The sequence below is a fragment of the Streptomyces sp. NPDC059247 genome, assembly GCF_042754005.1.
Taxonomy (GTDB): Bacteria; Actinomycetota; Actinomycetes; order Streptomycetales; family Streptomycetaceae; genus Streptomyces.
On sequence record NZ_JBHYZW010000008.1, the window covers coordinates 108,323 to 121,940 of the forward strand.

A 13,618-nucleotide genomic window follows, 5' to 3' on the forward strand; every position below is an offset into this window, starting at 1 on the left:
AGACGGGGGCACGCGACCGGCCGGGAGCACGCGGGGCGAGGGCCGGGGGCCACGGAGTCCGGGGGCGCGCGGAGGCCCGGGGGAACGCGCGGGGTGGCCGGGGGTTTCCGGCCACCCCCTAGGCTGGCGCCATGCAGTCCTACACCATCGGGCAGGCGTCGCGTCTGCTGGGCGTGAGCCCCGACACCGTACGCCGCTGGGCCGACGCCGGGCGGGTTCCCACCCGGCGCGACGACAACGGGCGGCGCCTCATCGAGGGCCGTGATCTGGCGGCCTTCGCCATCGAGGTCGGCCAGGGCGCCCAGGGCGAGGAGGACGTGTCGTACACCTCGGCGCGGAACGCGTTCCCCGGGATCGTGACCGCCGTGAAGCTGGGCGACATCGCGGCCCAGGTCGAGATCCAGGCGGGGCCGCACCGGCTGGTGTCGCTCCTCACCCGCGAGGCGGTCGAGGAACTGGGCCTGGAGGTCGGGATGCAGGCCACCGCCCGTGTGAAGTCGACGAGCGTGCACATCGACCGGACGTGAGGGGACGGACCCGCCCCCCGCACCGGTTTCGCGGGACCGCCGAGGGCGTACGGGCGTCCTCCGTCCGTAATTCGGGGGCGGGGCGGCGGGGCCCGTGGCAGAGTGCGACGGCCCTGTCCCCCGTACGATCCGGAGCGTCCGATGGCGGTACCCGCCCGACTCCTGCCCCTCCTCCAGCAGTTCGACTTCGCGCGGAAGCGGCTGGTCGACCGGATGGCGGGCCCGGTGGTGGACAGCGGCAACGGCACGGACGTGGTGGTGGGGCCGATGACCGACGAGGAGTACCGGTGGGAGCCGGTGCCGGGCTGCTGGTCCGTACGACGGCACGGTGACGGCCCCGGACCGGGCGCCGCCCTGCTCGTCGGCGCGGGCGACTGGGGCCGGGACACCGCTCCCCCGCCGCATCCCGTGCCGCCGCCGTTCACGACGATCGCCTGGCGGCTGAGCCACCTCGGCGAGATGCTCGCGCTGCGCGCCGACCACACGAACGGCAGCCATGCGCTGACCCGTGAGGTCTACGAGGTCGGCGGGACGGCGGCGAGCGGCGTGACCGCCTTCGAGACGGCCGCGGACGCATGGCGTTCGGCACTGCTGTCCGCCGACGACACGGCACTCGACACGATCGGCTTCAGCACCTACCCGTACGGCAGCGACCCGGAGGACCCGTTCCTGGCGACCGTCTGGTGGGTGAACCAGGAACTCCTCCACCACGGCGCGGAGATCGCCCTGCTGCGCGACCTGTACCGAGCACGGGGCTGAGCGACTCCACCCGCCCGCGTCGCCGGAGCCCCCCATGCCGGTGCGGCCCCGTGTCGTTCAGGGGCCGCCCCAGCGCCAGTACAGCTCCGGGCGGCGTTCCGGGCCGCAGGGGGTGAGGGTCGGGCGGGGGTTCTGGTGGTCGGGAGAGTCCCAGGCGGGAGGGAGTTCGTGGTCGTCCTGGAACAGGCAGCGGTCGGCCTCGCCGACGATCCGCCAGGCCTCCCGCCTCCAGGTGTCGCTCTGCCACGGTTCGCGCTTCCACCGCTGCCCGCCGGCGCCGTCCTCGCAGTGTCCGAGGCCGACGGCGGGAGCGCGCGCGGTCAGGCAGAGGGTGGAGTCGAGCCGGGGGCGGACCGTGCCGTCGTTCCTCATGTCCCATCGCTGCGCGTCGGATCCGTCGCACGCGCGCAGGCCGACCGGTTCGGGGGCTCCCGGCCCGGTGTCCGCGTGGAGGCACCGGGACGGGTCCCGCCCGGTGAAGTACGTCGTGCGGCCGATGTCACCGAGGAGTTCACCCGGGCGCGGCGCCCGCTGGATCCGCTGGTACTCGCGGTGGATCCACAGCCTCCAGTCCTTCTGGAGCGGCCCCGGGTAGGCCGAGACGTTCGCGCAGGTGCCGGAGGCCCGGCATCTGCGGTGGGCGAGGTACCAGCGCGCCACCTCGTCCTTCTCGGCGACGTCCGCGGCGGTGAGGTTCGGCGGGAGGGGTGACATCGTGTAGCCGAGGTAGGCGGTGACGGGGACCCCGAGCGCGTAACCCACCCGGCGGAGGTACCTCGCCCCGATGCCGTGGTCGGCGTGGTCGACGCGACCGCCGAGCCCGTAGGCGAAGGACGCGTTGTCGTGGTCCATGACGAGCAGCCGCTCCGCCCCGCTCAGCCGGACCAGGGCCGACAGCACGGCGAGCAGATGCCCCTCCGTCCACCGCGCGGTGTCCTGGAACGGCTCGATGCTCTGCCGCCGTCCGCTGAACAGGTTGAGCAGGCTGTCCGGCTCCTGGCCGTACGGGAGCCCGTCGTGCAGGTCGAGGAAGGTCAGCCGTACGTCGGCGGTCCTGGCGTCGTCCGCGAGCCGGTAGGACCGGACGCGCGCCCCGTCCGCTTCCACGTCCGCCCGCTCCCAGTGACCGGCCGCGCCCGCCATGTCCGCGTAGGCCGCCCGTACCCCGTACTCCCTGCGGTCCACGTACTCCATCGCCCCGACGCGTTTCCGCTCGCCCGCGTCGCCCGCGGTCAGATAGACCGTGTCCACCCCGCACCCGGCGCGGAGGGTGCGCAGGATCTCCGGGTTGAAGAAGAACAGGTCGTCGTCGGGGTGGGCCACGCCGACCACCGTGCGACGGCACTGCGGCTGGCCCGCCGGGCGGGAGGCCGGGGCCGAGGCCGCCGCGCCCTGGTCGGCGGCACCGTCCGGTACGGCGGAGCACGCGGAGGCGAGCAGGGCCCACAGGCCCAGCAGCGCCACCACGGCAGGGGGGCGGGGCGAACCGCCGGTACGACGACGTCCTCGACCGCGCACCCACGCCCTCTTCCGTCCGCTTCCGCCCATGCCGTCCGTCTTCTCGGCCCGTGTGCCGTACGCCGGTCGTCGGCCCCTCCGCGGCCGACCGCCGACCCGCCGACCACCGTTCGGAACCTTCGGTACCTGTCGTCCGTCCGTCCGTCCGTCCCGCCACAGGATCTTCCTGTCCGAGGGAGCGGGGTCGGCCGACACACCGGGACCGGCTCCGAAACCCCGGGCCGGCCCTGCCTCCCGTGGAGTCAGCGGGCGAGACGGCCCATCAGCGCGGAGGCGCAGACGATCCCGGCGAGCGCCGCGAAGCACAGCACGCCGAAGTCGAGCAGCAGGTGCGAGGGGGTGCCGATGAGCAGGCCGCGCAGGGCGTCGACCTCGTAGCTCAGCGGGTTGGCCCGGCTGACGACCTGGAGCCAGCCCGGCATGAGCGCGACCGGGTAGAGGGCGTTGGACGCGAAGAACAACGGCATGGTGATCGCCTGGCCGATGCCCATCAGCCGGTCCCGGGTGAGCACGATGCCCGCGATGCTGATCGACAGACAGGCGAAGAACGCCGACCCCAGCACCACCACCACGGCCACTCCCGCGAGGCGCAGCGGGTTCCAGGTGAGCGCCACCCCCAGAGCGGCGGCGATCAGGATCACGACCACGGCCTGGATCAGCGCCTTCACCCCGGCCGCGAACGCCTTGCCGGTGACCAGGGCGGCCCGGGGCGTCGGGGTGACGAGCAGTTTGCTGAGGACGCCCGCGTCCCGTTCCCAGATGATCTGGATGCCGTAGAAGATGGCGATGAACATGGCGGACTGGGCGATGATCCCCGGGGCGAGGAAGTCGAGGTAGGGCACGTTCCCGGTGGGGATCGCGTGGATCCTGGTGAAGGTCTCGCCGAAGATCAGCAGCCAGAGCGCGGGCTGGATCGCCCTGGTGTACAGCTCGGTCCGGTCGTGGCGGAGCTTCTGGAGTTCCACCGCGCACATCGCGGCCACCCGGGAGGGCAGTACGGCCCAGCCGGTGCGCACCCGGGCGGGCGGGGGAAGGTCCTTCTCAGCCGAGGCGGGACGCCGTACGGCGGGTGCTGCGCACATCGCGGAATTCGCCTCCCGCGTGGTCGTCGTCGAGGCCGCTGCCCGCGTAGTGGCGGAAGACGTCCTCCAGGGTGGCCGGGGCCGCCGCCGGACGCAGCCGGTCCAGCTCGGCTCTGAGCCCGGCCGGGGTGCCGAGCGCCCGGATCTTCCCCTGGTGCATGAGGGCGAGCCGGTCGCAGTAGCGGTCGGCCTCCTCCATGGCGTGGGTGGTGACCAGGACGGTCATGCCGGTGGCCGTGCGCACCTCGTCGAGGCGTTCCCAGACGGTGGTGCGGGCGATCGGGTCCAGCCCGATGGTGGGTTCGTCGAGGATCAGCAGCCGGGGCGAGCTGACCAGGGCCTGGGCGAGTTCCAGCCTGCGGACCATGCCTCCGGAGTACGTGCCCGCCAGCCGGTCGGCGGCCTGTCCGAGGCCGACGGAGTCGAGGGCCCGGACGACGCTGCGGGCCCGTTCGCGGCGCGGTACGTCGTACACGCGGGCGAAGAGGGTGACGTTCTCGCGTCCGGTGAGGGCGGCGTCGGCGGAGAGCTGCTGGGGAAGGTAGCCGAGCAGTCTGCGGACGGGCATCTTCTCCCGGGCCGCGTCGTGGCCGAAGACGCTGATCATTCCGGGGGCGACGGGGAGCAGGGTGGTGATCGCCCTGATGGTGGTGGTCTTTCCGGCGCCGTTGGGGCCGAGAAGTCCGAAGACCTCGCCCTCGGCGACCGAGAAGTCCACTCCGTCCACCGCGCGGGTGCTGCCGAAGCGGTAGACGAGTCCGGTGCACGCGACGGCGCTTCCTGTCATGTCCGTTCACTTCCCTCCACGGGGGTTCCCCGGGGTGTGCGCGTCTCCTCGTGGAGGCGCGCGGCGAGCCTGCGCAGCGCGGGTACGGCGGCGGCCAGCGCGGCCCGGTCCTCGGCGGAGAGCCGTTCCCACTGCTCCCGGTAGAGGGCGGTGCGCCGGTCGTCCCAGTGCCGCAGCCGCTCGGCCGCCCGGGGCGTGACGCGCAGCAGGGCGGCGCGGGCGTCGCGCGGGTCGGGTTCGCGAAGCATCAGGCCCCGTTCGGTGAGTTGTCCGACCAGGGTGGACACGGAGTTTCCGGCCAGGCGCAGTTCCCGGGCCGCTTCCGAGACGCGGATGCCGGGCTTCGTCCGTACCAGCCGCAGCAGTTCGGCCTGGGCGACGGGCATCGGCGGGCCCGTCAGAGTCGCCCGCAGTCGGCGCCTGACGAGCCGGTTGACGTCGGCCGACAGGTCGCTCCACTCTCGCGCGAGCTCCAGATCGGACATATTTCGATAATAACTCTTACTCAGAGATAACGACCGAGAAGAATGAAAGGATCAAATGCTTTTTTACGGGGTATTTTGGACAGCGGCAGGGAAGTTCCGGGCCCGAGCGGTCGGGCCGTTCCGGGATGTGGTCTCCCGGAGGAAGAAGGTGCGGGCCCATGGACGCGGAACGTGCCACTCGTATGACAGCGGCCCTCCGTGCGCGCCGGGTGATGGCCCATGTCGTCGAGGCGGGGGTGTACGAATTCGGTGTCCGGGTGGTGCTCGACGAGGGGGTCGAGGCGCTCTGGGACGTCGACGGAGCCGCCGGGCTCGACGCGGAGATCGTCGGCGACGGGGTCCTGATCGGTTTCGTCCCCCATGTCCCCGGCTCCGAGGACTTCACCGAGGAGCAGCTCGTCGACACCATCGCGAGAACGGTCTACTCGCCGGAAGGGCTCCACCCGCCGGAGGACGGCCCGGCCGCCGGGCCCCCCGCGCGGACCCCGGAACCGGCCCGGACCGACGACCACGGCGCGGCCCCCGGCCCCGGCCGGGACCCCGGCACCGCCGCCGGGGCGCCCCCCGTCGCCCGGTACCAGCGGCGCGCGCACTGGATCCGGCGGAACCACCGGGGGTGACGCCCGCCCGCGTACGGGTCACGGACGGACCTCCCGTACGGACTCCCATACGGACCGTCCGTACGGACTCCCGTACGGACTACAGGTGGAACGGCACCGTGGTGATCACGATCTTCGGCAGGGGGCGGAGGGCGCGGCGCAGCCGGGTGGCCGTACGGCTGTGCAGGAACTGGTGGCGCCTGCGCCTGGTGACGATCTCGGGGAGGATCACCGTCACGGTGAGGTCGGGGTGCTGCCGGTGCAGCGCCTCGATGTAGTGGACGAGGGGGGCGACGACGGCCCGGTAGGGCGAGACGACGACCTCCAGGGGCAGATGGTCGCCCCACAGGGTCCAGTAGTCGCGGAAGCGTCTGCCCTCCTCTTCGGTGAGGCCGATGTGCACGGCGAGCACGGGCTGTTGGAGCGAGGCCGCGTAGGCGAGGGTGCGCATCCCCGCGAGGTCGAGGGCGGCGAGCGCGACGACCGAGAGGTGCCGGATCTCCTCCGGGAGTTCCTCGTCCTCGTCACCCGGTTCCGAGGCCTCGCCGCCCCGGCGCGGGGCGGTCGCGCCCGGCTGTGGCGCCTTCGCGCCTGGCCGGTCGCCCCCTTCCGGTGGTCCCTCTTCCCCCTCGGTCGTCGGGCCGGGCTCGGCGGTGGGCGTCGCGGGTGATGCCGACAGCGGGCCGCACGGGCCCGCCGCGGGGAGTTCGACGAGGTGCGGGTGCAGTCGCAGGGCCGCGCGGGCGGCGTCGTAGTGACGTCGGATCCAGGTGGTGACCAGGAGGAACAGGACGACGGCGACGACGGCGACCCACGCGCCGGAGGTGAACTTGCTGATGCCCGCGGTGATGAAGACGACCGCCGAGAGCAGCCCTCCGGTGGCGTTGAAGAACAGACTCTTGCGCCAGTGCCGGTCCCGCAGCCGCCACCAGTGGACGACCATCCCCGCCTGCGACAGCGTGAAGGCGAGGAAGACCCCGACGGCGTACAGCGGGATCAGCGCCCCGGTCAGCCCGCCGAACGCCACGAACACGAGCGCGGCGGTCAGGGACAGCAGGACGATCCCGTTGCTGTAGGCCAGCCGGTCGCCCAGACGCATGAAGACCCTGGGCGCGTATCCGTCGCGGGCGAGCAGGGACAGCACCCGGGGGAAGTCGTTGTACGCGGTGTTCGCGGCGAGCAGCAGGACGGCGGCGGTCGCCGCCTGGACGACGACGTACATCCATCCCGTGCCGAAGCTCAGCCGGGCGAGCTGGGAGAGCATGGTCTCCTGCTCCCTGGGCACCACACCGGTCAGATGGATGAGGACGACGATCCCCGCGAACATGACGACGAGGAGCGTCACCATCCAGGTCAGGGTCGTCCGGGCGTTGCGCCACTCGACGGGCTTGAACGCCGGGACCGCGTTGGAGATCGCCTCGATGCCGGTCATGGCCGTGGCGCCCGAGGAGAAGGCGCGCATGACGAGCAGCAGTCCCACGGTCTCGGTGACGCCCGGCGCCGGGGTCGGGACCGGTGCGAAGTCCCGGCCCGCCGCGTCGACCAGACCGTAGGCGATCAGCGCGAACATGGCGGCGACGAAGACGTAGGTGGGGGCGGCGAACAGCGCCCCGGCCTGCCGGATGCCCCGGAGGTTCCCCGCGAGGAGCAGCACGATCGCCCCGACGCCCAGGAGTACCGTCGCGGGCGCCAGCGAGGGGATCGCGGAGGTGATCGCCGCGATCCCGGAGGCGATCGACACGGCCACGGTGAGGATGTAGTCGGTCATCAGGCCCGCCGCCGCGACCAGACCGGGCATCCTGCCCAGATTGTCGCTCGCGACGATGTACGAGCCGCCGCCGTGCGGATACGCCCGGATCGTCTGACGGTACGACAGTCCGACCGCGAACATGAGGAACACGATCGCCCCGGCGACCGGGAAGGCGTACGCGAGGCCCGCCGTACCGGCCAGGACGAGGACCCCGAGCATCGCCTCCGGGCCGTACGCGACCGACGAGAGCGCGTCGGCGGACAGCACGGGCAGCGCCAGCAGCTTGCGCATCCGCTCCGTGACGACGGCGGAACTCTTCAGGGGCGCGCCCAGCAGCACGCGGCGCGCCCGCGCCGCCGCCCGCCCCAGCCGTCCCGCCGCGGGCTCCTCCGCGTCCACCCGCTCCCCCGCCGCGTCCGCCCCGAGTTCGGGGACCCGGACCAGCCTCCCGAACCGGGCGGGCCGGATCTGCGCCAGGGGTGGGAACCGGCCCAGGTCGGGGTCCACCGGCAGGGCCCTGCGCCACACCTCGGGCGCGGCCGACACCCGCCCCCACTCGCGCCCCACGCTCCGCAGCGCCCGCAGTTGCTCCGCCGCCAGCACGGCCGACTCCGCAGCCGGCCCCGGAGGCCCCGCCGAGGCCTCCGCCCCACTCCTTCGCGTATCCGTCACACCACGCAGTGTGACCGAGCGCGGGGTGGGCGGGCGGTTCCGACATGGGGCGCGCGGAGGGGGAGGGCGGCGGCCCTTGAGGGAGCGGACAGTGGGGCGCGCACGTACGGGGAGGGCGGGGGCCCATGGGGGTGGCCCGCACAGAAAGGGCTGGGCCCGCACGGGGAAGCCGGGGCCGTACGGGACAAAGCCCCCTATCGAGGCGCCCACCCTCACTTGTGCGGCAGGGCGAGTCGGCCGGGGCGGCTCGGGTGGACATCGGACGGTCGCGCGCTTCCCCGCGCTCGAAGTCGTCGCTCACGAGCCCGGACCGTCCGACGGGACACCCATTCATTCCTTGACGCGAATATTCTCGACGGTGAATACTCGTCGCCATGGATGTACTCCTCAGCGCACTGGCCGACCCGGCCCGCTGGCGGCTCGTGAGCCTGCTCGCCGAGCGGCCCCGTCCGGTCGGTGTCCTCGCCGAGCTCGCCGGGGCTCGCCAGCCACAGACGACCAAGCACCTGCAGACCCTCGAACGCGCCGGTGTCGTCACCTCCCAGCGCACCGGTCAGCGCCGCGTCTACGCGCTCCGGCCCGGTCCCCTGCGGGAGCTGGCCGCCGCGCTCGGCAGGCTCGCCGACACCGCGGAGCGGGCCGGGGGCCCGCGCGAGACCTACGACCGCTACGGGGCCGGCCTCCACACGGAGCGGCTCGCCGCGGAGGAGCCGGGGTGGGCCGACGGCCGTTCGTTCGTCTTCCGCCGGTCGCTGACGGGGCACCCCGGTCGGGTGTGGCGCCACTTGACCGATCCCTCCCTGCTCGCCCGCTGGTGGACGCCCCACGACCTCCGCGTATCCGAGCTGGTCTTCGAGGCGCGAGAAGGCGGGCGGATCGTCCAGGAGTACCGCGATGTCGAGGACACCGGCGGCTCCGACCCGGTCGCCGGGCGCGCGGAGGGAGTCGTCGACGAGGTCCGCCCCGGCGAGCGCCTCGCCTACCGGCTCTCCCCGCTGCTTCCCGACGGCGGCCTCGCCTTCACCGCCCACGTCGCCCTCGACCTGCGGCCCACCGGGACCGGCACGGACCTCGACGTCCACTGGCGGATCACCGACAGCACCGTCGACTCCGCCGACTTCATCGCGGGCATCGAGATCGGCTTCGGCCAGAGCCTCGACAAGCTCGCGGCGGCCCTCGCCGCAGACCCGCACGACACCGACAGCACCGACAGCACCGACAGCACCGACACAAGGAGCACGTGATGACCGACGCGACCGGGCGCAGGGTGACCGCGAACCTGAGCCTCTCCCTCGACGGGCGTTACCACGGTCCTGGCGGGCCCGGCGACTTCAGCATGTTCGCGCCGTATGTGACCTCCGAGGTCGCGCGGGGCCAGCTCACCCGCATCTGGGAGGGCGCGACGACGGCGCTGCTCGGCCGGATCAACGCCGAGGGATTCCTGGGCCACTGGCCGACGGTCGCCGAGGACGAGAACGCCGATCCGCGCGACCGCGGATACGCGAAGTGGCTGATGGACACGGAAAAGGTGGTCCTCTCGACCACCCTGACCGAAGCTCCCTGGGAACACACCCGCGTGGTGAACGCCCCGGCCGCCGACGTCGTCGCCGAACTCAAAGCCACCGGCGAGGGCGACATCCTCGTCAACAGCTGCCCGAGCGTCATCAAGCCGCTCCTCGCGGCAGATCTGCTCGACCGGCTGTACCTCATGGTCTTCCCCGAGATCGCCGGAGACGGGCAGCGACTGTTCGACGACGGCCTGCCGTCGTCGCGGTGGAAGCTCACCCACCAGGAGACCGGCGAGCTGGGCGAGATCGCCATGGTCTACGACCGGGTCCGCTGAGCCGACCGGTGTCCGCTGAGCCGACCGGTCAGCGCATCCGGTCGGCGCATCCGGCCGACGAGGTGTTCCCAGTGGGCGGGCGGGGATCACACCGCCCGGCCGGAGCCGCTCGGGGCGATCGGCGATCTTCCGGGCCTTCGCCTTCTCGTACGACAGGCCCGTCCGCTGCCGTACGGCGGTTCGCCGCCGTTCCTGTGACTGAGCACGTCAGACGGCACCGATCGCCAGCCTTGATGCACAGCACGTTGCCGCAGGCGTGGCAGCCCACGCTCTTCGTCGGCGCGGGCCGATGTCGGTTCAGGCGGTGACGGCTGCCGTGGCCTTGCGAATCAGGGCGGCGGGTGATCTTCGGTTCCGGCCATGCCCGCGCTGCACCCGACGCTGCCTTCGGTGTCGCGGCGGAGCGGCCGGGGGCACGTGAAGGTCAGGCCGGGCGGGGCCGTTCGTCGTGGGGCTGCCGGGTGGTGTCGGCCGGTGCGGTGAGGACGGTGAAGGCCTGGTCGACGAGTGCGTCGAGGTCGGTCGTGGCGCCGTCGGTGCTCCAGTGTTCCAGTGCGATGTTCAGGCAGTCGAGGGCTGCGGCGGCGCGTACGGATTCGGCGAGGGTGGCGGGCCGGGTGTCGCCGGTGCGGTCGGCGAGGGCCTGGGCGAGCAGCGTGCGCCAGCTGTCCTGCTTCTCCAGTCGGCGGGCGCACAGGGCCGAGGTGCTCGCCACCAGGGACAGCAGGGCGAGGGAGTGCTCGGGGTCCTGCCGGTAGGGCTCCAGCGCGGTGTCGAGGGCCCGCCGGAGGGCGGTCCAGTCGTTCTCGGCGGCAGGGCGGGCGCGCAGGGCGGCGGCGAGCTTCTCGCCCTGCGCGTCGAAGGCTCCGAGGACGGCTTCCTCCTTGCTGCGGAAGTACCGCAGGAAGGTGCTGCGGGAGACGCCCGCGGCTGCGGCCAGGTCGTCGACGGTGACCTTGTCGAAGCCCTGCCGGCGGAACAGGTCGAAGGCCACGTGGGCCAGCTCCGCCTGGACGGCGGCGCGGGCGATGCCCCGTGTACCGGTCGTGGTCCGTGTCGCTGCGCTCACTGTGCCGCCCCTGCTTCCGTTCGACTCTCCCTCGCACCGATGATACAAAGGAATGAATGTGAGACTGAGTGTCATCGATGGAATGAGATTCCAGAATGGGATCTCGGTCACGCAGTAGTGAGAGCAACCACCGCACAGCAGTGGCGTACGGCGGCCCACCGAGGAGGCCGTACGCAGTCCCGAACACAGGAGCACCCCCCATGACGAAGACCCTGGGCATCATCGGCAGCGGCATGATCGGCGCCACCGTCGCACGGCTGGCCCGCGCGGCCGGGCTGGACGTGGTCCTCAGCAACTCCCGCGACCCGCGGACCCTCGACGCCCTGGTCGCGGAACTCGGCCCCCGGGCCCGGGCGGCCACCCCCGCCGACGCGACCCGCGCCGCCGATCTGGTCGTCGCTGCCATCCCGCTGGGCGCCCTCGACCGGCTCCCCGCGGACGCCCTGGCCGGGAAGACCGTCATCGACGCCATGAACCACTACCCGGAGCGCGACGGCAGCCTCCCCGCGCTGGAGTCCGGGACGCTCACCTCCAGCGAACTGGTCCAGCGCACGCTGCCCGATGCCCGGGTGGTCAAGGCGCTCAACAACGTCTTCTTCGCCCACCTGGCCTCCCTCGCCCGCCCCGCCGGCGCCCCCGACCGCAGTGCGCTGCCCGTCGCGGGCGACGACCCCGCCGCCGTGACCGCCGCCGTCGCCCTGCTCGACGCCCTCGGCTACGACAGCGTCCTCTACGGCACCCTCGCCGACAGCTGGCGCAGCGAGCCCGGCACCCCCGTCCAGGCAAGCCCCTACGCGCAGCCGCCCGCCGCGGCCGACGGGCCGGAGGCCTGGGACTGGATCTTCCACGCCCCCGCCGCCCCCGCCCCCGCCACCCGCATCCGCGCCCTCCTCGACACCACGACCCGCCCCACCGCCGCCTGACCCGCCACCGGCGAAACCGGCCGGTGCACGGCATGGGCGACCCGGCGCGCCTGCCGCCGGGCTGTCAGCGGCCCGTGGCGAGACCGCCGGACAAGCCGGGGAGCAAACGGGCAACCGCATCGCCGGCCGTCACGGTGGGCGGGACGGCTCTGGGCCTGGAGCGTGGCTTCAGGTGGTGGTGAGGGTGTCGTGGTGGTCTTGTTCGATGCGGGTGAGGAGGCGGTGGAAGTAGGCGGCACCGGTGTCGGGGGCGCGGACTCCGGCGGCGGTGGCTTTGGCGGTGGTGGCGTCGCCGCGCATCTCGGGCGGCGTGGTGTGGGGGGTGAGGCCGAGGGCGTAGGTGCAGATCTCCAGGGCGAGGGCGGCTCGCGTCCAGGGGTTGCCGGGGTGCGCGGCCAAGGCCTGGTGCCACTGGGGGACGGTGACTTCCCGCAGGGGGTGGCCGTGTGCGCGGGCCCGTTCGAAGAGTTCGCGCATGGGCAGGGGTTCCGGCCGCATCACGTGGTAGACGCTTCCTGCGGCTCCGGGTGCCAGGGAGAGCGCGGCGATCGCTTCGGCGGTGTGGTCGGCGGTGGACGCCGGGAGACTGCCGAGGGAGGCCGGGTAGCAGCCGGTGACGATGGCCGCGGCGATGACGCAGGTCGCGAAGTCGTTCGCGGGGGCCGCGCCGTCGCGGGAGTCGGCGATGACCAGCCCCGGCCGGTATACCGTCGCCTGCAGGCCGCGTCCGGCCGCGGCTTCCGCGACCACCCGCTCGGCCTCGTACTTGGTCCGCAGATAGCCGAAGGTGCCGCATGTGAGGGGGGTGGGCTCGGTCGACTCGTCGACTCGCTCCAGGCCGGCCGGGCGGCCGACGAGGAACACCCCGAGCGTCGAGACGTGGTGCAGGTGCTTGCGCGTGCCGGTCGTACAGAAGTCGACCGTGCGCCGGGTGCCTCCGACGTTGGTGGGCGCGAGCCGCTCGTACGACGCGGCCAGGTGGACCGAGGCCCCGCTGTGGTAGACCGTGTCGACCTCGTCCGCCAGCTCCCGGTAGAAAGCCTCGTCCAGACCAAAACGGTCGGCGGACAAGTCCGCGGGCACCGCCCGCACCCGCCCCGACCCAGCGACGTCGGGCGCGACGGCAGCCAGCGCGCCCCTCATCCGCCGCTCCGCCCGCCCGGCGTCCTCGGCCCGCACCAGACAGACCACCTCGGCCCCGGAACGGCGCAGCACCTCGGCACACAGCCTCGACCCGACAAAGCCCGTGCCCCCCCGTCAGCATGACCGCCATACCCGTCGTCTCCCGCGCAGCTCCCGCACCGTACCGGCACGATTCCGGCACCGGGACGGAACGTAGGACCGCCACCCCCCGGCACACGCACACCACGCGGACACCCCACCCGCCCCTCACGCATTCGCCCCACCGGGCCCGCGACGCGCCGCCCGAGCCATACGCCGGAGCACGCTCTGCAGCGGGCGGGATGCCGTTGCGGGAGCTGCCACCGTCGGCACCTTCGCCGCTGGGACCGCCGCTGTCGAACGTGGTGCCCGCCGCCCCTGCCGATACCGCCCGTGCCGCCACCGCCGCCGTCGGGCGGGCACGGCGTGGGCGACCGCGCTGG

12 protein-coding genes and 1 pseudogene are annotated in these 13,618 nt (G+C 73.2%); 6 read left to right on the top strand and 7 right to left on the bottom strand.

Annotated features, from left to right (window positions below; genetic code table 11):
- Positions 1-131 precede the first annotated feature (131 nt).
- The gene (locus ACFXGN_RS17170; protein WP_384859408.1) at positions 132-527 is read left to right on the top strand and encodes a molybdopterin-binding protein; all 396 of its coding nucleotides are present in this window, start codon (positions 132-134) and stop codon (positions 525-527) included.
- A 141-nt stretch (positions 528-668) separates the two neighbouring features.
- Positions 669-1,286, top strand: coding sequence for a DinB family protein (locus ACFXGN_RS17175; RefSeq protein WP_384859410.1), 618 nt, complete (start codon positions 669-671; stop codon positions 1,284-1,286).
- Positions 1,287-1,343: 57 nt separating this feature from the next.
- Here the strand turns inward: ACFXGN_RS17175 and ACFXGN_RS17180 are convergent, their stop codons facing one another.
- The 4 genes from ACFXGN_RS17180 to ACFXGN_RS17195 all read right to left on the bottom strand — a co-directional run bounded on the left by ACFXGN_RS17180 (position 1,344) and on the right by ACFXGN_RS17195 (position 5,158).
- Positions 1,344-2,804: a ricin-type beta-trefoil lectin domain protein gene (locus ACFXGN_RS17180; protein WP_384859413.1), complete on the bottom strand. Its 1,461-nt coding sequence runs from the start codon at positions 2,802-2,804 to the stop codon at positions 1,344-1,346.
- Between the two features lie 242 nt (positions 2,805-3,046).
- Positions 3,047-3,886, bottom strand: a complete 840-nt coding sequence (locus ACFXGN_RS17185; protein WP_384859415.1) for an ABC transporter permease — start codon at positions 3,884-3,886, stop codon at positions 3,047-3,049.
- The gene (locus tag ACFXGN_RS17190; RefSeq protein ID WP_384859417.1) at positions 3,846-4,673 is read right to left on the bottom strand and encodes an ABC transporter ATP-binding protein; all 828 of its coding nucleotides are present in this window, start codon (positions 4,671-4,673) and stop codon (positions 3,846-3,848) included. Before ACFXGN_RS17190 ends, ACFXGN_RS17185 begins: the two co-directional genes overlap by 41 nt.
- The gene (locus tag ACFXGN_RS17195) at positions 4,670-5,158 is read right to left on the bottom strand and encodes a MarR family winged helix-turn-helix transcriptional regulator (RefSeq protein WP_384859420.1); all 489 of its coding nucleotides are present in this window, start codon (positions 5,156-5,158) and stop codon (positions 4,670-4,672) included. Before ACFXGN_RS17195 ends, ACFXGN_RS17190 begins: the two co-directional genes overlap by 4 nt.
- A gap of 158 nt (positions 5,159-5,316) precedes the next feature.
- On the opposite strand from ACFXGN_RS17195, the gene ACFXGN_RS17200 reads away from it, so the two are divergent.
- Positions 5,317-5,778 (top strand): hypothetical protein, encoded by a 462-nt coding sequence (locus ACFXGN_RS17200; protein WP_384859422.1) that lies wholly within the window; start codon positions 5,317-5,319, stop codon positions 5,776-5,778.
- A gap of 79 nt (positions 5,779-5,857) precedes the next feature.
- On the opposite strand, the gene ACFXGN_RS17205 is transcribed toward ACFXGN_RS17200, so the two are convergent.
- On the bottom strand, positions 5,858-7,798 hold the full coding sequence (locus ACFXGN_RS17205) for an APC family permease (protein ID WP_384859805.1): 1,941 nt from the start codon (positions 7,796-7,798) through the stop codon (positions 5,858-5,860).
- A 755-nt stretch (positions 7,799-8,553) separates the two neighbouring features.
- On the opposite strand from ACFXGN_RS17205, the gene ACFXGN_RS17210 reads away from it, so the two are divergent.
- Complete coding sequence (locus ACFXGN_RS17210; protein WP_384859424.1) at positions 8,554-9,423, top strand: metalloregulator ArsR/SmtB family transcription factor; 870 nt, start codon at positions 8,554-8,556, stop codon at positions 9,421-9,423.
- Positions 9,423-10,022, top strand: a complete 600-nt coding sequence (locus tag ACFXGN_RS17215) for a dihydrofolate reductase family protein (protein ID WP_384859426.1) — start codon at positions 9,423-9,425, stop codon at positions 10,020-10,022. Before ACFXGN_RS17210 ends, ACFXGN_RS17215 begins: the two co-directional genes overlap by 1 nt.
- Positions 10,023-10,446: 424 nt before the next feature.
- On the opposite strand, the gene ACFXGN_RS17220 is transcribed toward ACFXGN_RS17215, so the two are convergent.
- Positions 10,447-11,091, bottom strand: a complete 645-nt coding sequence (locus tag ACFXGN_RS17220; RefSeq protein ID WP_384859428.1) for a TetR family transcriptional regulator — start codon at positions 11,089-11,091, stop codon at positions 10,447-10,449.
- A gap of 200 nt (positions 11,092-11,291) precedes the next feature.
- Between ACFXGN_RS17220 and ACFXGN_RS17225 the strand changes: the two genes are divergently transcribed.
- The gene (locus ACFXGN_RS17225; RefSeq protein WP_384859431.1) at positions 11,292-12,014 is read left to right on the top strand and encodes an NADPH-dependent F420 reductase; all 723 of its coding nucleotides are present in this window, start codon (positions 11,292-11,294) and stop codon (positions 12,012-12,014) included.
- A 168-nt stretch (positions 12,015-12,182) separates the two neighbouring features.
- On the opposite strand, the pseudogene ACFXGN_RS17230 reads toward ACFXGN_RS17225, so the two are convergent.
- Positions 12,183-13,256, bottom strand: a pseudogene (locus ACFXGN_RS17230) (thioester reductase domain-containing protein); the annotation flags it as partial.
- Positions 13,257-13,618: the final 362 nt, after the last annotated feature.